Source organism: Citrobacter sp. CtB7.12, from assembly GCF_001297795.1.
GTDB classification, from domain to species: domain Bacteria; phylum Pseudomonadota; class Gammaproteobacteria; order Enterobacterales; family Enterobacteriaceae; genus Citrobacter_A; species Citrobacter_A amalonaticus.
The window spans coordinates 439759-458992 of record NZ_LIFT01000002.1 but is presented as its reverse complement, the minus strand read 5'-3'; the positions used below and the strand labels follow the sequence as shown (position 1 = coordinate 458992).

18 protein-coding genes and 5 tRNA genes are annotated in these 19234 nt (G+C 52.2%); 3 read left to right on the top strand and 20 right to left on the bottom strand.

What is annotated here, in order from left to right; genetic code table 11:
- The first annotated feature begins 65 nt into the window (after positions 1-65).
- Positions 66-818 carry a 2,3-diphosphoglycerate-dependent phosphoglycerate mutase gene (gene gpmA, locus AOY24_RS03715; RefSeq protein WP_043001332.1) on the top strand — a complete coding sequence of 251 codons (753 nt, stop codon included), beginning with the start codon at positions 66-68 and terminating at the stop codon, positions 816-818.
- A gap of 56 nt (positions 819-874) precedes the next feature.
- Here gpmA and aroG read toward each other — a convergent pair whose 3' ends face one another.
- The gene (gene aroG / locus AOY24_RS03710; protein ID WP_043001333.1) at positions 875-1927 is read right to left on the bottom strand and encodes a 3-deoxy-7-phosphoheptulonate synthase AroG; all 1053 of its coding nucleotides are present in this window, start codon (positions 1925-1927) and stop codon (positions 875-877) included.
- Between the two features lie 316 nt (positions 1928-2243).
- Between aroG and AOY24_RS03705 the strand changes: the two genes are divergently transcribed.
- Positions 2244-2618, top strand: a complete 375-nt coding sequence (locus AOY24_RS03705; protein ID WP_043001334.1) for a YbgS-like family protein — start codon at positions 2244-2246, stop codon at positions 2616-2618.
- Positions 2619-2742: 124 nt separating this feature from the next.
- Positions 2743-3684 carry a CDF family zinc transporter ZitB gene (zitB, locus tag AOY24_RS03700; RefSeq protein WP_054176160.1) on the top strand — a complete coding sequence of 314 codons (942 nt, stop codon included), beginning with the start codon at positions 2743-2745 and terminating at the stop codon, positions 3682-3684.
- Here the strand turns inward: zitB and pnuC are convergent.
- The 19 genes from pnuC to mngB all read right to left on the bottom strand — a co-directional run bounded on the left by pnuC (position 3681) and on the right by mngB (position 19228).
- On the bottom strand, positions 3681-4400 hold the full coding sequence (gene pnuC, locus AOY24_RS03695; protein WP_044327779.1) for a nicotinamide riboside transporter PnuC: 720 nt from the start codon (positions 4398-4400) through the stop codon (positions 3681-3683). The two genes, zitB and pnuC, sit on opposite strands and share 4 nt — an antisense overlap.
- A 25-nt stretch (positions 4401-4425) precedes the next feature.
- The gene (nadA, locus tag AOY24_RS03690) at positions 4426-5469 is read right to left on the bottom strand and encodes a quinolinate synthase NadA (RefSeq protein ID WP_043001337.1); all 1044 of its coding nucleotides are present in this window, start codon (positions 5467-5469) and stop codon (positions 4426-4428) included.
- Between the two features lie 399 nt (positions 5470-5868).
- Positions 5869-5944: transfer RNA gene (locus AOY24_RS03685), tRNA-Lys, on the bottom strand.
- Between the two features lie 131 nt (positions 5945-6075).
- Positions 6076-6151 (bottom strand) — tRNA-Lys (locus AOY24_RS03680).
- A 158-nt stretch (positions 6152-6309) separates the two neighbouring features.
- Positions 6310-6385, bottom strand: a tRNA-Lys gene (locus AOY24_RS03675).
- 4 nt (positions 6386-6389) lie between these two features.
- Positions 6390-6465, bottom strand: a tRNA-Val gene (locus AOY24_RS03670).
- Between the two features lie 136 nt (positions 6466-6601).
- A tRNA-Lys gene (locus tag AOY24_RS03665) sits at positions 6602-6677 on the bottom strand.
- Positions 6678-6841: 164 nt separating this feature from the next.
- Positions 6842-7636, bottom strand: a complete 795-nt coding sequence (cpoB, locus tag AOY24_RS03660) for a cell division protein CpoB (protein WP_043001338.1) — start codon at positions 7634-7636, stop codon at positions 6842-6844.
- Positions 7637-7645: 9 nt separating this feature from the next.
- Positions 7646-8164, bottom strand: a complete 519-nt coding sequence (pal, locus tag AOY24_RS03655; RefSeq protein ID WP_006685431.1) for a peptidoglycan-associated lipoprotein Pal — start codon at positions 8162-8164, stop codon at positions 7646-7648.
- Between the two features lie 34 nt (positions 8165-8198).
- Positions 8199-9491 (bottom strand): Tol-Pal system beta propeller repeat protein TolB, encoded by a 1293-nt coding sequence (tolB, locus tag AOY24_RS03650; RefSeq protein ID WP_043001339.1) that lies wholly within the window; start codon positions 9489-9491, stop codon positions 8199-8201.
- 131 nt (positions 9492-9622) lie between these two features.
- The gene (gene tolA / locus AOY24_RS03645) at positions 9623-10864 is read right to left on the bottom strand and encodes a cell envelope integrity protein TolA (RefSeq protein WP_043001340.1); all 1242 of its coding nucleotides are present in this window, start codon (positions 10862-10864) and stop codon (positions 9623-9625) included.
- 62 nt (positions 10865-10926) lie between these two features.
- A complete protein-coding gene (gene tolR / locus AOY24_RS03640; protein ID WP_044266307.1) occupies positions 10927-11355 on the bottom strand; it encodes a colicin uptake protein TolR in 429 nt (142 codons plus the stop codon).
- Positions 11356-11358: 3 nt separating this feature from the next.
- Positions 11359-12051, bottom strand: coding sequence for a Tol-Pal system protein TolQ (tolQ, locus tag AOY24_RS03635; RefSeq protein ID WP_080343208.1), 693 nt, complete (start codon positions 12049-12051; stop codon positions 11359-11361).
- Entirely contained in the window at positions 12048-12452 is a 405-nt protein-coding gene (gene ybgC, locus AOY24_RS03630) for a tol-pal system-associated acyl-CoA thioesterase (RefSeq protein ID WP_043001341.1), read from the bottom strand. The genes tolQ and ybgC overlap by 4 nt, the downstream gene beginning before the upstream one ends.
- A gap of 316 nt (positions 12453-12768) precedes the next feature.
- Positions 12769-13062, bottom strand: coding sequence for a cyd operon protein YbgE (ybgE, locus tag AOY24_RS03625; protein WP_042320596.1), 294 nt, complete (start codon positions 13060-13062; stop codon positions 12769-12771).
- Positions 13062-13175: a cytochrome bd-I oxidase subunit CydX gene (gene cydX / locus AOY24_RS23440; protein WP_042320599.1), complete on the bottom strand. Its 114-nt coding sequence runs from the start codon at positions 13173-13175 to the stop codon at positions 13062-13064. Before cydX ends, ybgE begins: the two co-directional genes overlap by 1 nt.
- A 14-nt stretch (positions 13176-13189) precedes the next feature.
- Complete coding sequence (gene cydB / locus AOY24_RS03620; RefSeq protein ID WP_043001342.1) at positions 13190-14329, bottom strand: cytochrome d ubiquinol oxidase subunit II; 1140 nt, start codon at positions 14327-14329, stop codon at positions 13190-13192.
- A 15-nt stretch (positions 14330-14344) separates the two neighbouring features.
- Positions 14345-15913 carry a cytochrome ubiquinol oxidase subunit I gene (gene cydA, locus AOY24_RS03615; protein WP_043001343.1) on the bottom strand — a complete coding sequence of 523 codons (1569 nt, stop codon included), beginning with the start codon at positions 15911-15913 and terminating at the stop codon, positions 14345-14347.
- Positions 15914-16594: 681 nt separating this feature from the next.
- The gene (mngB, locus tag AOY24_RS03610; protein WP_054176159.1) at positions 16595-19228 is read right to left on the bottom strand and encodes a mannosylglycerate hydrolase; all 2634 of its coding nucleotides are present in this window, start codon (positions 19226-19228) and stop codon (positions 16595-16597) included.
- Positions 19229-19234: the final 6 nt, after the last annotated feature.

Below are 19234 nucleotides of genomic sequence, written 5' to 3'. Positions count from 1 at the left end.
CGCTGCCCCGTCACGGCAATATAATGAGAATTATTATCATTCGATAAAGCTTGAGGAGTGAGAGTATGGCTGTAACTAAGCTGGTTCTGGTACGCCACGGCGAAAGCCAGTGGAACAATGAAAACCGCTTCACCGGTTGGTATGACGTTGACCTGTCCGAGAAAGGCGTGGGTGAAGCGAAAGCAGCAGGCAAACTGCTGAAGGCTGAAGGCTATAGCTTCGATTTTGCTTATACCTCTGTGCTGAAACGTGCCATCCATACGCTGTGGAACGTCCTGGATGAACTGGATCAGGCCTGGCTGCCGGTTGAGAAATCCTGGAAACTGAACGAACGTCACTACGGTGCGTTGCAAGGTCTGAACAAAGCAGAAACCGCTGAGAAATACGGTGACGAACAGGTTAAACAGTGGCGTCGTGGTTTCGCGGTGACCCCGCCGGAGCTGACCAAAGATGACGAGCGCTATCCGGGCCACGATCCGCGCTATGCCAAACTGACGGAAAAAGAATTGCCGCTGACCGAGAGCCTGGCGCTGACCATCGATCGCGTGATCCCTTACTGGAATGAAACCATTCTGCCACGCATGAAGAGCGGCGAGCGCGTGATCATCGCTGCGCACGGCAACTCTCTGCGCGCGCTGGTGAAATACCTCGACAACCTGAGCGAAGACGAAATCCTCGAACTGAACATCCCGACCGGCGTGCCGCTGGTGTATGAGTTCGACGAAAACTACCAGCCAATCAAACGTTACTATCTGGGTAATGCCGACGAGATCGCGGCGAAAGCGGCTGCCGTCGCCAACCAGGGTAAAGCGAAGTAATTTACCTTACGACGTAAAAAAGCCGACTCAATGAGTCGGCTTTTTATTCGCAAGACTTAACCGCGACGCGCTTTTACCGCATCCGCAAGTTGGCGCAGGATGGTGTCGGTATCTTCCCAGTTAATGCAGGCATCGGTAATGCTTTTGCCGTACACCAGCGGCTCACCGCTGTCCGGGTTCTGATTGCCTTCTACCAGATGGCTTTCAATCATCACGCCCATAATCGCAGTCTCACCGTTAGCAATCTGCTGGCAGACATCAGCCCCAACTTCCATCTGCTTTTTAAACTGCTTACAGGAGTTGGCATGGCTGAAATCAATCATGATTTGCGCAGGCAGACCCGCTTTCGCCAGACCCTCTTTCACCGCCGCGACATGTGCAGCGCTGTAGTTCGGCTCTTTGCCGCCGCGCAGAATGATATGGCAATCGCCGTTACCGCTGGTATTCACAATGGCAGAGTGACCCCATTTGGTGACAGACAGGAAGCAGTGCGGTGCACCAGCGGCGTTGATGGCGTCAATCGCCACTTTAATGGTGCCATCAGTACCGTTCTTGAAGCCGACCGGACAAGAAAGACCCGACGCCAGCTCACGGTGAACCTGAGATTCGGTAGTACGCGCGCCAATCGCGCCCCAGCTCATCATGTCCGCCAGGTATTGCGGGGTGATCATATCGAGGAATTCACCTGCCGTCGGCAGGCCGCTGTCGTTAATATCCAGCAGCAGCTTACGCGCAATGCGCAAACCGTCATTGATCTGGAAGCTGTTATCCATGTGCGGATCGTTAATCAGCCCTTTCCAGCCAACGGTCGTACGCGGTTTTTCAAAGTAGACACGCATGACGATTTCCAGCTCGCCTTTCAGCGCTTCGCGCAGCGCCAGCAGACGACCTGCGTACTCTTTCGCCGCCACAGGATCATGAATAGAGCACGGCCCAATCACCACCAGCAGGCGATCGTCATTCCCCTTCAAAATTTTGTGAATGGCTTTACGCGCATGGGCAACCGTGTTGGCGGCATTTTCTGTAGCGGGGAATTTTTCCAGCAGTGCGACAGGGGGTAATAACTCGTTGATCTCTTTAATACGTAAATCGTCGTTCTGATAATTCATGATTATTCCAGCGTTGCCATACTTATCTAAATGAATGCAATCCCTCCAATCTATATCCTCAGCCAAAAAGTGTAAACGGGCTTTTACACTTCGGACGGAATAATCCTGGAATTCAGCTAAAAAACGCCACAAAGTAGCGAAAAACGAGATCTAACCTACAATTTTTAACTGTAACCACTCTGTTTATGAATCTTTTCAAGATTCTATGCTGAGCCTTTGCGCTCGTTTGAGATCGTTAACCATTGCCTGACCCTTGACTGGCATATGCACTGTTGGAAGACGTTATCCGACATCTCAACCATAACAGGAGCATCTGATGAAAATGACAAAATTAGCTTCACTTTTCCTGACCGCTACGCTCAGCCTTGCCAGCGGCGCAGCGCTGGCAGCCGAAACCAGCGCCCAGACCAATAATGGGCAGGCGAACGCCGCCGCCGACGCAGGTCAGGTCGCTCCGGATGCAAAAGAAAACGTGGCGCCAAATAATGTCGATAACGACAACATCAACTCAGGTGGCACAATGCTGCATCCGAATGGTTCATCGATGAACCATGAGGGGATGACCAAAGATGAGGTGCACAAAAACACCATGTGTAAGGACGGGCGCTGCCCGGATGTGAATAAAAAAGTGGAAACCGGAAATGGCATTAACAACGACGTTGATACTAAAACCGATGGCACCACTCAGTAACACTGATCAGTAACACTGAAAATGGCTAATAACGGGAGAGCTCAGGCTCTCCTTTTTTAATTTATTAATCCAGAAACGGTATGATGTCATACAGTTAAGAAAAGAATACCCAAGGGATGACATTATGGCGCACTCACACTCACATTCGGCCCCTCATCTGCCCGAGGATGGCAACGCCCGCCGTCTGATGCTCGCGTTTTGCATCACGGCAGGCTTTATGTTGCTGGAGGTAGTGGGCGGGATTTTATCCGGTTCACTGGCGTTGCTCGCCGACGCCGGACACATGCTAACCGATGCCGCCGCGCTACTGTTCGCATTACTGGCCGTTCAGTTTGCCCGCCGACCGCCAACTGTCCGCCATACCTTTGGCTGGCTGAGACTGACAACACTGGCCGCTTTCGTCAACGCGATTGCGTTAGTCGTGATTACGATTTTGATCGTCTGGGAGGCGATTGAGCGCTTCTACACGCCGCGTCCGGTAGCGGGCGGCATGATGATGGTCATCGCCGTCGCCGGATTGCTGGCAAACATCCTTGCCTTCTGGATCCTCCACCGCGGCAGCGAAGAGAAAAACCTGAACGTACGCGCCGCGGCGTTGCATGTGATGGGGGATTTATTGGGTTCAGTGGGGGCCATCATCGCGGCGGTGATCATTATCTGGACCGGCTGGACGCCTGCCGACCCGATTCTGTCAATACTGGTTTCACTGCTGGTTCTGCGCAGCGCCTGGCGCTTATTGAAAGATAGCGTGAATGAGTTGCTGGAAGGTGCCCCGGTTTCGCTGGATATCGCTGCGCTGCAGCGCCACCTCAGCAGGGAGCTTCCTGAAGTGCGAAACGTCCATCACGTACACGTGTGGATGGTGGGGGAAAAACCGGTCATGACCCTGCATGTACAGGTGATCCCGCCGCATGATCATGACGGGCTGCTGGCGCGCATCCAGCATTTTCTGATTCATCATTACCAGATTGCACACGCCACCATTCAGATGGAATATCAGCCCTGTCACGGGCCGGACTGCGATCTCAATCAGAAAGTGTCCGGCCATTCACATCATCACCACTAATGGGACAGCGCGTGTGAGCCTCGTTCGCGCGCGCTGTTAATCCACATCCGGCTACCGTTAAGCGCGATGAAGGTCAGGATCAGGTACTCCAGCGACATCGCATAGACCCCCTGCAGGGCAAAGATCACCACGCTAATCACATTGATTACCACCCAGAGCAGCCAGTTCTCAACGTATTTGCGAGTCATCAGGATCATCGCCACGATCGACAATACCATCATGCAGGAATCCCAGAACGGGAAGGCATCGGGCTGTAAATTCGGTACGGCAACCTGCAGGCCCAGCATCTGCATGATCGATACCGCAATACGGGTCAGAAAAGCAAAGACCGGGTCGATATAGATTGTCATCAGACCGATCGCCACCACACAAACCGCCAGCCAGCCCAGCGCCTTCGGCAGAGGAAGCCAGCGAATCTTGAGCTCCGCCTCATTCTGCGTGGTCTGCCGCGACCACGCATACCAGCCGTAAATGTTGGCGGCGAAAAAGAAAAGCTGCAACAGCAGGCTGGCGTAGAGCTGGATCTGGAAAAAGATGATCGCAAACAGCGTAACGTTAATCAGGCCAAAAACGTAGTTGCTGATCTTCTCCATACTGGCGAGACCAATACACAACAACCCCGCGATAGTGCCTATCGCTTCGATCCACGACAGATCGTACCCCCCAGCACCAATGGGTATATGTACCAGAATGTTCTGCGTGCTAAAAAAGTCCATCTTTTCCCCCGGAGCGTGTGATTATCTACGCACGTAGTGTAGCCGCAAATTCCAGCATACGGTTTAACGGCACTAATGCGCCTTCTCGCAGCGCTTCGTCAACCTGAATCTCATGGGACTGCCCACCCTGCTCCAGCCCCTCAGCGATGGCTTTAAGGCCGTTCATCGCCATCCATGGACAGTGCGCGCAGCTGCGGCAGGTGGCGCCTTCTCCGGCTGTGGGCGCTTCCAGCAACTCTTTGTCCGGTACCGCCTGCTGCATTTTGTAGAAAATACCCCGATCGGTAGCAACAATAAGTTGCTGATGTGGCAGCGTTTTAGCTGCATTAATGAGCTGGCTGGTGGAACCGACAGCATCAGCCATATCCACTATCGCCTGCGGTGATTCCGGGTGAACCAGGATCGCGGCGTCCGGGTATAAACCTTTCATGCGACTCAGCGCCTGCGTTTTGAACTCGTCATGGACAATGCACGCCCCTTGCCAGCAAAGGACATCCGCCCCTGTCTTCTTTTGAACATATTTTCCGAGATGGCGATCCGGTGCCCAGATGATTTTTTCACCCAAACTATCCAGATGCTCAATCAGTTCAACCGCGATACTGGACGTCACCACCCAGTCGGCGCGAGCCTTAACCGCCGCGGAGGTATTGGCATAAACCACGACGGTGCGATCCGGATGGGCATCGCAGAACGCGCTGAATGCGTCGATCGGACAGCCAAGATCCAGCGAGCATTCCGCCTCGAGGGTCGGCATTAAAATTGTTTTTTCCGGGCTGAGAATTTTAGCCGTCTCCCCCATAAAGCGAACGCCTGCAACGAGCAGCGTCGAGGCGGGATGATTGGCGCCAAAGCGGGCCATCTCCAGTGAGTCAGAAATACAGCCGCCGGTCTCTTCGGCCAGTTGCTGGATTTCGGGGTCGGTGTAATAGTGCGCAACCATCACCGCATCACGCTCTTTCAGCAGACGCTTGATTTTTTCGCGGTAGAACGCTTTTTCATCGGCACTCAGCGGTACCGGCTTCGGGGGAAACGGATAGATTGCGGTTTCAGGATCAAACATCACGCTCATCATGCTTTCTCGTTTTGCTAGCTTAACGAATTAACCGACTTAAGGCGTGATGCATGCCATGATCGGTCATATTTGTTTTATATGCTAAACAAGATAGCGGATTGAGCGGCAAAAGTCACAACAATTGCGCTTGATAACGCCGGATGGCGACTGACGTCTTATCCGGACAGGAAGGGCGTAGCCATTGACCCGATCAATCATTGTCGGCCTGGTAAACGAAGCGTCATCAGGCGCTACGCAGGTTCGAATCGTTACATTCTGCGCATAGCAAAAAGGCGCCTTTAGGGCGCCTTTTTACACTGGTGGGTCGTGCAGGATGACTCGGCTTCGCCTCGCCCTTCGGGCCGTTGCTGAAGCAACGTTATCCTTCACGTTTAACATCTGATGTTGATGTTAAATTGGTGGGTCGTGCAGGATTCGAACCTGCGACCAATTGATTAAAAGTCAACTGCTCTACCAACTGAGCTAACGACCCCTTACGGGACTTTCTTAATTAATCATTCAGGATGGTGGGTCGTGCAGGATGACTCGGCTTCGCCTCGCCCTTCGGGCCGTTGCTAAAGCAACGTTATCCTTCACGTTCCCTACCAGTAACCACCTTAATATTGGTGGGTCGTGCAGGATTCGAACCTGCGACCAATTGATTAAAAGTCAACTGCTCTACCAACTGAGCTAACGACCCATTCGGGTGTTACCTGAAAGATTTTTTACTCGTCACCAATTTAATATTCAATGTTAAATTGGTAGGTCGTGCAGGATGACTCGGCTTCGCCTCGCCCTTCGGGCCGTTGCTGAAGCAACGTTATCCTTCACGTTTAACATCTGATGTTGATGTTAAATTGGTGGGTCGTGCAGGATTCGAACCTGCGACCAATTGATTAAAAGTCAACTGCTCTACCAACTGAGCTAACGACCCGAAGTGGTGGGTGATGACGGGATCGAACCGCCGACCCCCTCCTTGTAAGGGAGGTGCTCTCCCAGCTGAGCTAATCACCCGATACTACGCTGGATATTACTGACTACCTTTGTTCGTGGCGGGTCGTGCAGGATGACTCGGCTTCGCCTCGTCCTACGGGCCGTTGCTTTCGCAACGTTATCCTTCACGTTCTACTATCGCGTCCACCAGAACGATTGGTGGGTCGTGCAGGATTCGAACCTGCGACCAATTGATTAAAAGTCAACTGCTCTACCAACTGAGCTAACGACCCACTTTTGCGCTGCTTTTGGTTTGTTTGATATCCCTTGGCAACGGCGGCATATATTACTGATTTAAGATTTGAGCGCAACAAAAATTTCGATGTAGATCACTCAACTGCTTAGGAATCGCACGACACGACCAGAAATAATTCGATTTCTGGTCGCATGCTGTGCATTACATCGCGCCAAGACGTTTCTGCGCTTGTTTTGCGCCTTCGGTGCCTGGGTATTTGCTGATAACCTGTTGATAAACCGCTTTTGCTTTCGCAGTGTCACCTTTGTCCTGCATGATCACTCCGACTTTATACATCGCGTCAGCAGCCTTTGGTGACTTCGGGTAGTTTTTCACCACCGAAGCAAAATAAAACGCGGCATCATCTTTTTTACCCTTGTTGTAATTCAACTGACCGAGCCAGTAGTTGGCGTTCGGCTGATAAGTCGAATCAGGGTACTTTTTGATGAAGTTCTGGAATGCCACAATTGCATCATCCTGGCGGGATTTATCCTGCACCAGGGCAATTGCCGCATTGTAATCGGTATTCGCGTCACCGCTTTGTACTGGCGCACCCGACGTCGCAGCACCTGCGTCAGGCGCAGACGTCGCTGCCCCCGCAGTTGATCCGCTCTGATCGCCGCTTGTCGACTGCGCGGAAGCGCCACCGCTGCTCAGACTGTCCATCTGTAACAGGATCTGCTTCTGACGCTCAACTACCTGATTCAGTTGATACTGACTTTCCTGAATTTGACCACGCAGGGAGTCTATATCGGCCTGATTATCAGAGAGTTGCTGCTGGAGTTGGGTTAAAAGCTGGCTGTGAGCGTTAGAAATACGCTCGAGTTGAGTGACACGGTCTTCGACCGAGCCTGAGCCGACACTACTGATTGGCGCCTGAGCAAAAGCGGCCCAGGGGGCCGCTATGCCAACCAGTAACGACAGACTCAACAGATGATGTCTGAAGTTACTGCTCATGCAATTCTCTTAGTAAACCAGTACAGCACGACGGTTTTTGGAGTAAGCCGCTTCGTCGTGACCCAGTACTGCAGGTTTTTCTTTACCGTAAGAAACGATGGAGATCTGGTCAGCAGAAACGCCTTTACCCTGCAGGTACATCTTAACAGCGTTCGCACGACGTTCACCCAGGGAGATGTTGTACTCAGGAGTACCACGTTCGTCCGCGTGACCTTCTACGGTGACTTTGTAAGACGGGTTGCTACGCAGGAAGTTAGCGTGCGCATCCAGCATTGCAGCGAAGTCAGAACGGATATCGTACTTGTCCAGATCGAAGTAAACGATGTTGTTCTGCTGCAGCTGTTGCATCTGCAGACGAGCCTGCTCTTCAGAGGACATGTTGCCGCTGCCGTTTGCATCCATACCAGTGCCGGCACCCAGCATGCCTTCGCTGCCGTCATTGCTGGCGTTCTTGTTAGAAGAACATGCCGCAATAGCCATAACAGGCAGAGCGATCATCAGCCCTTTCAGCACTTTGTTCAGTTGCATTTCAATGATTCCTTTATTAATCAATTATTTATTATCACAGATACGGCGACCAGGCAGGGAATTTAACCTGTCCATCAGTTGCCGGAAGACGCGCTTTGAAACGCCCATCTGTAGAAACCAAATTCAGCACGGATCCCATCCCCTGAGAAGAGCTGTAGATTACCATAGTGCCGTTAGGTGCCAGACTTGGCGTTTCGTCCAGGAACGTTGACGACAGAACTTGTACGCCACCCGCTACCAGATCTTGTTTGGCAATGTGCTGCTGACCATTGGCCGAGCTTACCATTACCATAAATTTGCCGTCGCTGCTGACATCAGCATCCTGGTTTTGTGAACCTTCCCAGGTAATACGCTGCGGAGCACCGCCGTTAACGTTAACTTTATACACTTGCGGACGACCCGCCTGATCCGATGTAAAGGCCAGGTTCTGGCTGTCCGGGAACCAGGTCGGCTCCGTATTGTTGCTGCGGCCATCGGTCACCTGACGGATCTGGCCAGAACCAATATCCATCACATACAGGTTCAGGCTCCCGGTTTTTGACAGGGCAAACGCCAGTTTGCTGCCATCCGGAGAGAACGCAGGCGCACCGTTGTGACGCGGGAATGACGCAACCTGACGGACCGCGCCGTTAGACAACGTCTGAATAACCAGCGCAGAACGACCGCTTTCGAAGGTGACATACGCCAATTTAGAACCGTCCGGAGACCAGGCCGGAGACATCAACGGCTGCGGTGAACGGTGAACCACAAACTGGTTGTAGCCATCGTAGTCAGACACGCGCAGTTCATACGGGAACTGACCGCCGTTAGTCTGAACAACATACGCGATACGGGTACGGAATGCGCCTTTAATACCGGTCAGTTTCTCAAACACTTCGTCACTGGCAGTATGGCCGGCATAACGCAGCCACTGCTTGTTCACTTTGTAAGAGTTCTGAGCCAGTACAGTACCCGGCGCACCGCCGGTGTCAACCAGCTGGTAAGCAACATTGTAGGAACCGTCCGGATTCGGAGTCACCTGACCGACCACGACCGCGTCAATCCCCAGCGCAGACCATGCAGCAGGTTGAACGTCCTGCGCAGTCCCCGGCTGTTGTGGCAAACGAGACCGATCTAACGGATTAAATTTACCGCTGTTGCGCAGGTCAGCGCCAACAATGCCACCGATATCTTCAGGTGCAGCACCCGGCCCAGCCCACTGGAATGGCACAACCCCAATCGGGCGCGCCGAGTCCACCCCCTGGGTTATCTCAATACGTACTTCTGCGTGCAGCACCGCTGCCCACAGCATCAGAAAACCAAATGCTACTCGTAATGCCTGCTTCATCATATCTCCCTTATCCAGGCGATCAGCCCACGATAATTTAGCAGAATGTTAACAAACTCAAATACACAAAACTACCAGAACCCAGCGACTACCGCAGATTGTTTTCCCCGTCATAACGGGGAAAGTTTAGCTTACGGTTTAAAGTCCAGAGGTGCGTTTTTAAACACTTCATATACCGCCTGGCTCGGTGGTTTTGGAATCTTCGCTTGTCGGGCTGCAGCAAGCGCTGCCTGACAAAGCGCGGGATCGCCACCTTCAGACTGAATGTCGAGCAGCATACCGTCAGAAGCCAGTTTTATCCGCAGCGTACAGGTTTTACCTGCATAAGACGATGCGTCGTAGAACTTGCTTTCAATGGCAGATTTAATCTGCCCGGCATAGTTGCTGATATCCGCGCCTGATGCGCCATTATTTTTAGTATTACCACTCCCCGCAGGAGAAGCGTTGTTCCCTTTTGCCCCACCGCCGGTTTTCGGCGCATTCTTACCGGAGCTAAGATCGCCAAGCAGATCGTCAACGCCAGATGCTGCAGCCGCTTTTTCAGCAGCGGCCTTTTTGGCCGCAGCGGCTTTCTCGGCTGCTGCTTTCTTATCGGCAGCGGCTTTCTCAGCTGCAGCTTTTTTATCAGCGGCGGCCTTTTCTGCGGCGGCTTTTTTCTCAGCAGCGGCTTTCTCGGCGGCTTTTTTCTCAGCAGCGGCTTTCTCGGCGGCAGCGGCGGCTTTGGCTGCAGCCGCTTTTTCCGCGGCGGCTTGCTTAGCGGCTTCGGCCTCGGCTTTCTTCTTCGCATCGGCAGCCGCTTTAGCCGCTTCTGCTTCTGCTTTCTTCTTCGCGTCAGCAGCGGCTTTTGCCGCCTCTGCTTCGGCTTTCTTCTGTGCATCCGCCGCGGCTTTTTTCGCGGCTTCTGCGGCTTCTTTCACCTGCGCATCAGCTTTCGCTTTGGCATCCGCCGCGGCTTTCTTCGCCGCTTCTTCAGCCTGTTTCTGCTGTTCCTGCGCTTTCTTCGCGTCGGCTTCAGCCTGCTTCTGCTGTTCCTGAGCCGCTAAACGTTCTTTCTCGATCTGCTTAAGCCGTTCCTGTTCGGCAGCCTGCTTCTCACGAAGCTCTTCCGCCTGCTGCTGCTCCAGTTTTTCACGTTGCTCTTTGGCACGCTGCGCACTTGACTGTTGCTGCTGCTGACGTTCGTACTGCTGAACCACGGCACCAGGATCAACCATCACGGCATCGATGGAAGAACCACCGCCGCCGCCGGCTGAAGCCTCAATATGCTCATCGAACGAACTCCAGATCAGGACTGCAAATAGGATGACATGCAGCACCGCTGAAATAATTATCGCCCGTTTGAGCTTGTCGTTTTGTTCGGTTGCCTTTGACACTCTCGGTTCCCAAAAACTGTTCGCCTGTTACACGTTCTCTTTAAAACCAGAGACGCAAATGATCAGATAGGCTGCGTCATTAAGCCAACCGACTTCACACCTGCACTGTGCAACAAGTTCAGCGCTTTAATTATTTCATCGTAAGGCACATCTTTCGCGCCCCCGATCAAGAAGACCGTTTTCGGATTGGACTCCAGGCGACTTTTCGCCTCGGCGATCACCTGTTCCGGCGGTAGTTGTTCCATACGATCTTTCTCAACCACCACGCTGTACTGCCCTACTCCGGAAACCTCAATAATGACCGGCGGATTATCGTTACTGCTAACGGCCTGCGACTCGGTCGCATCCGGCAGATCGACTTCCACGCTCTGCGTAATGATCGGCGCTGTCGCCATAAAGATCAGCAGCAGCACCAACAGCACGTCGAGCAACGGTACGATGTTGATTTCGGACTTCAGGTCGCGACGACCTCGTCCACGCGATCTGGCCATGGCTTACCCCTTGTTGCTTTCGCTAACGGTAAACGCCTGACGGTGCAGAATCGCGGTGAACTCTTCCATAAAGTTGTCGTAATTCAGTTCCAGCTTGTTAACACGCTGATTCAGACGGTTGTAGGCCATGACCGCCGGGATTGCCGCAAACAGACCAATTGCCGTAGCAATCAATGCTTCCGCGATACCCGGAGCAACCATCTGCAACGTCGCCTGTTTTACCGCCCCGAGCGCAATAAACGCATGCATGATCCCCCACACGGTACCGAACAGACCGATATACGGGCTGATGGAACCCACGGTGCCGAGGAACGGAATATGCGTTTCCAGCGTTTCAAGTTCACGGTTCATCGAGATCCGCATCGCACGAGATGCCCCTTCCACCACTGCTTCCGGCGCATGGCTGTTTGCCCGATGCAATCGTGCAAACTCTTTGAACCCGCTATAAAAGATTTGTTCCGAACCCGCCAGATTATCACGGCGTCCCTGACTCTCCTGATACAGGCGAGACAGTTCAATTCCGGACCAGAATTTGTCTTCGAACGCTTCGGCTTCACGCGCGGCGGCGTTAAGAATACGGGTCCGCTGGATAATGATGGCCCAGGATGCGATTGAAAAACCAATCAAAATCAACATGATAAGTTTAACCAGAAGGCTTGCCTTCAGGAACAAATCAAGGATATTCATGTCAGTCACTGCTTAAACTCCGCGACAATAGACTTGGGAAGCGCACGAGGCTTCATTTTGAGTGGATCAACGCAAACAATCAGAACCTCAGCCTCATTGAGCACGGTGTTCTCTGCGTTGACAATGCGTTGCGTGAAAACCAAAGAGGTGCCACGCATTGACGTAATTTCTGTTTGGATTTCGAGCATATCGTCGAGTCGCGCAGGCGCGTAGTATTCCAGCGTCATTTTACGCACCACGAAGGCAACTCGCTCAGCCAACAGCACCTGCTGACTGAAGTGATGATGACGCAGCATCTCTGTGCGTGCTCGTTCATAAAAAGCGACGTAACTGGCGTGATAAACCACACCACCGGCGTCGGTGTCTTCATAGTAAACACGTACCGGCCATCGAAATATATACTTATTCATTCCTGCTGCCTTTTTGTTGGCTTCGTCCACTCACACCGTCACTTACGCCTGTAAGCTCCTGGTGATTCGCGTACTTACCGCCGCGATGCTTCAAGAATGCTGTTGTATATAGCGTTGTATTCACTTTACATCCCGGTAATGCAATTAGGTTGTTGACTGCCATTGTTTACGGATGGCAGGACACAGCCTCACGTTAGTGCTTTTAAACGTTGCTACTATACGCGCGCGATTGAGGCTTGGGAATGGGGGGAAGTTAAGGGAGAGTAAAAATATATGGGCTTATGCAAGCCCATAGATCATTCAGGATGTTTCTTATTCAAAAGAAGAAGAATATCAGACCGACAATAAGCACGATATCGGCGAGTAGCGGAGAGAAAATCCCCTGCCAGTGCGCGGCGCGAGGACGAAAACCCACGCCATGAATGATGCCCGCACAGACCGCCCACATCAGCAGCAGACCGTGCCAGATTTCCAGCCCGCTGGTTTTAGCCGCGAAGCGGGAGGGATCCCAAAACATACATCCTGCTAACACTAGCGCCATCACCAAAGAAAGCGCCCGTAACGGGCGCTTGTCCATCGCGTTATATTGCATCGCGATCAGGGTGGTCATCAGTGTTCTTCTTGACCGTCTTTGCTTGCCTCGACGTGCTCAAGGGCCAGCGCAGTGATGATCCCAAATGCACAGGCAAGAAGCGTTCCCAGAATCCAGGCGAAATACCACATAGTTTGCTCCTTACTTAGTACAGAGAGTGGGTATTGTTTTCAATATGCTCTTTGGTGATGCGACCGAACATTTTCCAGTAACACCAGCTGGTGTAGATGAGAATGATCGGAACAAACACCACAGCAACCCAGGTCATCAGATTCAGCGTCAACTGACTGGACGTCGCATCCCACATGGTCAGGCTCGCGTTCATCATGGTGCTTGAAGGCATCACGAACGGGAACATGGCGATACCGGCAGTCAGGATGATGCAGGCCAGCGTCAGAGAAGAGAACAGGAATGCCCATGCCCCTTTCTCCATGCGGGACGTCAGAATCGTCAGCAACGGCAGCGCCACACCCAGTGCCGGAACCAGCCACAGGATCGGTGCATTGTTGAAGTTGACCATCCAGGCACCCGCTTCACGTGCCACTTCTTTGGTCAGCGGGTTAGACGCCGCATGATGATCAATCGCAGAGGTCACCACGTAGCCATCAATACCGTACATCACCCAGACACCCGCCAGTGCGAAGCAGACCAGAGTGACCAGCGCCGCAATCTGCGATGTCGCACGTGCACGCAGGTGCAGTTCACCCACGGTACGCATTTGCAGATAGGTTGCGCCCTGAGTAATGATCATCCCTACGCTCACCACGCCCGCCAGCAGACCAAACGGATTCAGCAACTGGAAGAAATTACCGGTGTAGAACAGACGCAGATACTCATCGATATGGAACGGTACGCCCTGCAACAGGTTGCCGAATGCCACGCCGATCACCAGCGGCGGCACGAAGCTCCCCACGAAGATGCCCCAGTCCCACATGTTGCGCCAGCGGGTGTCTTCAATCTTAGAGCGGTAATCAAAACCGACCGGACGGAAGAACAAGGATGCCAGCACGAGGATCATCGCCACATAGAAACCGGAAAACGCCGCGGCGTAGACCATCGGCCAGGCTGCAAACAACGCGCCACCCGCGGTGATCAGCCACACCTGGTTACCGTCCCAGTGCGGGGCGATGGAGTTAATCATAATTCGACGCTCGGTGTCGTTACGACCGAGGAAACGGGTGAGCATGCCCACCCCCATGTCGAAGCCATCGGTGACCGCAAAACCAATCAGCAGAATGCCAACCAGCAGCCACCAGATAAAACGTAGTACTTCATAATCGATCATTTGACGACTCCTGTCTTAGCGTGCCGGCTGAGAAGCCACGGTGGACTGCTCATAGTGGTAGCGACCCGTTTTCAGGCTGCTTGGGCCAAGGCGTGCGAACTTGAACATCAGGAACAGTTCAGCCACCAGGAACAGGGTATACAGGCCACAAATCAGGATCATGGAGAACAGCAGGTCACCGACGGTCAGCGACGAGTTCGCCACTGCGGTTGGCAACACCTCACCGATCGCCCACGGCTGACGGCCATATTCGGCAACAAACCAGCCGGCTTCTACTGCAATCCACGGCAGTGGAATACCGTACAGCGCGGCGCGCAGCAGCCATTTCTTCTCACCGATGCGGTTACGAATCACGCTCCAGAAGGAGAGCGCAATGATCGCCAGCAGCAGGAAGCCACAGGCCACCATGATACGGAAGGCGAAATACAGCGGCGCAACGCGAGGAATAGAATCTTTCGTCGCCTGCTGAATCTGCGCTTCAGTCGCATCAGAGACGTTCGGGGTATAGCGTTTCAGCAGCAGGCCGTAACCCAGGTCTTTTTTCATCACGTTGAACTGATCGCGAACCGCCTGGTCGGTCGAACCGGCACGCAGTTGCTCCAGCAGTTCATACGCTTTCATCCCGTTACGGATACGCTCTTCATGCTGCACCATCAGGTCTTTCAGACCGATAACTGGCGTGTCGACAGAACGTGTCGCAATGATGCCCAGCGCATACGGGATCTGAATCGCCAGTTTGTTTTCCTGCGAATCCTGATCCGGAATACCAAACAGGGTAAAGGCAGCTGGAGCGGGCTGAGTCTCCCACTCTGCTTCAATGGCCGCGAGTTTGGTTTTCTGCACGTCACCCATTTCGTAACCGGATTCATCACCCAGAACGATAACAGACAACACAGCAGCCATACCGAAACTGGCAGCGATAGCAAAAGAGCGTTTTGCGAAAGCGATGTCGCGACCTTTCAGCAGGTAATAAGCACTGATACCGAGGATGAACATCGCACCGGTCACGTAGCCAGACGCCACGGTGTGGACAAATTTCACCTGGGCTACCGGGTTAAGGACCAGTTCAGAGAAGCTCACCATCTCCATACGCATGGTTTCGAAGTTGAAATCCGATGCGATAGGGTTCTGCATCCAGCCGTTTGCGACCAGGATCCACAGAGCGGACAGGTTAGAACCTAATGCGACCAGCCAGGTTACCGCCATGTGCTGAACTTTACCCAGACGATCCCAGCCGAAGAAGAACAGACCTACAAAGGTGGATTCGAGGAAGAAGGCCATCAGACCTTCGATCGCCAGCGGCGCACCGAAGATATCCCCAACGTAGTGGGAATAGTAAGACCAGTTTGTCCCGAACTGGAACTCCATGGTCAGCCCGGTTGCGACACCCAGGGCGAAGTTGATACCAAACAACTTGCCCCAGAACTTAGTCATATCTTTATAAATCTGTTTGCCGGAAAGGACGTAAACCGTTTCCATAATGGCCAGCAGGAACGCCATACCGAGCGTCAGTGGCACAAAGAGGAAGTGGTACATCGCGGTCAAGGCAAACTGTAAGCGCGACAGTTCGACTATATCTAACATCATGACTCCTTGCTCATCGCATGAAGACTCCGAGAGTGAACCCCGTTAGAAAGGGTCACACGCATGCCCCAATACAAATTTATTTGTGCACTCTCGCCGTTGCCGTTTTCCTGGAGAAGGAAACAGAAAGGGCGAAAGGTTACAAACATGTTAATAAAAAACTCAAATTGATCCCGCAATTATATTACGCCGCAAAATCCTTACAATAAACAGGTTTTTATTGAGGAATATTTGCATTTTTCGACAGTGATCAATTTATAGCGAATTCATCACTTTTCCACCAATTTGATCGGCGACAATTTAACTCGTTTCACGTCGGTTTTCCAATGTTTAAACATTGATTTAAATCAAAAACAGAACTTTTTGTTAACTATGTTTAAATGGAGTAATTATGGTGAAAAACATGTTGCAAACATGTACATCTACGGGAGAGATGGTTACTAAGTGAAAATGTATATATAAAAAAACAGTGTTTTAATTAACGCCAACACAGGAATTTATCTTCCCTTTCCCGATGAGTTCAGCGTAGACAATTTATTGTTATTTGCCAGGATATAAATTTCACGCGTCAACATTCACAATTATTTCACTTTTATAGTGGTATAAATTAACACCGCACAGTTATTATTCTGTTAAGAAAAAAGCCACGCGATGCGTGGCTTGTGTCTGTTTGCTGGCTATTCACACAATTTTGTAGCTGAACGTTCGTGTTTGTCCCGGCAAAACCGGGCCGAAGTCGCTGCGCTTTTCATCAACGCTCTTAAGCGGCTGCTCATCCAGACGCGTTTCTGTACACGATTGAACCGCGCTGCCGAAGGCAACCGTTGCGTCGCATGGCTCCGAATCGGAGGGATTAAACAGGCGCAGGATCAGTTCATTCCTCCCTTCAGCTTTCTTCAGGGTGCTCAACTGACACCCAACCGGTGGCATAGTGAATAAACTGTAGTGGTCAGGCGTTATGAAACCGGCCTTGTTCAGTTTCATCGCATCCCACGGAATCTTGTTATAACACTGTACGGGTGTGAGCCAGGCCCTGGCCTGCTGAGCAATACCGGCATTCACAGGCGTACCGGTATAACTGAAAAGGCTCAACCGACCGTGCAATCGTCCGCGCAGTTGTGCATCCGGTACCGCCATTTTAATGCCTGAAGGACGACCTGGACGCAAAAGCAGATCCTCTTTCCCCAGTAGTCCTACACCGCGTAGTAGCGTGATGGCGAAAGTTTTTTCCCGGTCACCCAGCACTTCAAATTCCCGCAATCCTTCAGTGAAAACTGCCAGACCATTTCTGCCCTCCTGAAGCGTCGCATAGTTAAGCATATTCCAGACGGGAATCGGTGCCTCTTTCCAGCCCTCTTCCCGCCATTTTGCCAGTGCGGGATCCCGCACGGGGCGACTCACCGTACCAAACTGCGTATCTGCCAGCACAGTGTCGGTCACAAACGGAGTGGGGATCAGTACCCGCAGACGATGATCGTCTGCCTGATTATCCAGAAGGACTTCAATATCAATTCGCCTGCTGTTGTGACTCAGGATGACCGTTATTTCAACCCCAACCCTACCGCTACGCTGGCGAGCGCAACGTTCCGTAAGATTGAGCGGCACGTCCATTTGATAACGAATCCGCGCCCGGCTTTGCCAGGCTTCATGGGTCATAACACACTCTGCTTTTACCGATGAGGAAGTCAACCGCCACTCTTCTCTGGCGGGCGAGTAGTCATACTCATCCCCATCATCAGATCCCTCTTCCAGCACCAGAACGCGGTCATAGCAGATGCCGCAATCTTTGTCATACAGACGCAGCGTTCCGTCGTCGTTAACGGCTATCTGCCAGAACGCATTTTCCAGCACTTCTGCCCCTGGCGTTTCTGGTGCAACGTGATTTCCCGCCTCCCCTTGCGTTACGTACAGTGTGCGATAACCCATCGACGGTACAATCTGCTGGATCTGGATATCAAACTCCATAAACGGCTCGTAGTTACCGTAATGCACGATCTGCCTGTCTATCAGACCAGGATCGATTTCGCGAACCCCGCGAACAAAAAAGGGAACGGGATTTCCCCGATCGTCACGCAGGCAAAACTGATGACCTCTCAGGCGGATCGTTGTGTTAATCACCTCTTCACGCGGCCACGGCATCAGGTTAAACAGCACCAGTTTATCGCTGTCGCTGAGCGGCATGTTGTCCGTGATTTTGCGCAGATAAAAGCGGATCAGGTTATCCGCCATATCCTCCGCCAGTTCGAAGCGCGCGATGATTTCCCGGTGAACCTTATCGCTGCAGCAACATCCAATGCTGTCGTGAGCATGATTTTTTAAAATCTCTTTCCACATTTTTTCCAGCAAACCGTGGTGATACTCAAAGCCAAGCGTCCAGGCCAGCGTCGCCAGAGGTTCAAGGATATTGACTACCTTATTTTCAATACGCGCATGAATGAGTTTGATGTCCATCCGCGTCGAGCCAATCGTGCGGTGTACTCGCATATACTTACCGTCAATAAACTCGCCTTTCAGCGTAGCCAGTTGTTCACGTCGATTCTCGATATGTTCAAACACCGCTTCAAAACGGCTCATCACAAACTTTCGCTGCGGGTAGATCTCGCGCAGTTTGTCCATCACCGCAAAAATGTTCTGTTGCAGCGGCATCTGATCGTGACCATTCGGCAGCAAAATCTCTTTTGTCACAGACGCTTTTTCCAGCACCTCAAAATAGCTGTCAAGCCGTTTGCGCAGCCCGTTCTCATCCTCGGGTAAGTACTTCCCAATCGCATAACCCAGTGGCAGTACCTGTGCGACGACTTCACTGCCATCGCTGCTTTGCCATAAAAACTCGGTCTTATCGGTACCGTGTCGCTCTGAACAACCGCGCCAGAACATCGTGCGGGTGATGCCAAATCCGTTGTAGATATGCGGAAGCTGACCCGACATGCCAAAGGAATCGGGTAGATAGCCAATTTTCATCGGCTCGCCAAAAGCCAGGCAATCACGCATGCCATACAGCAGGTTACGCACAATAGACTCACCGGAGACAATGGTGGTATCCGTCTGGGTGTACCATGGGCCGATAATTAACTTTCCGGTTTGCACCAGACGTTGTACCCGATGGGTATTTTCCGGCTTTATCGCAAAGTAATCCTCCAGCACTGCCGTCTGTCCATCAAGAACGTAATATTTATAGTCGGTATCCTGTTCCAGTCGGGTGAGGATCTCTTCCATATTGTTGACCAGCAAAATGCGTGACGCTTCGGTGGTAAAATACCACTCCCGATCCCAGTGCATATGCGGGGTAATGTGAACGCGAGATACAGCTTTCATCTTCGT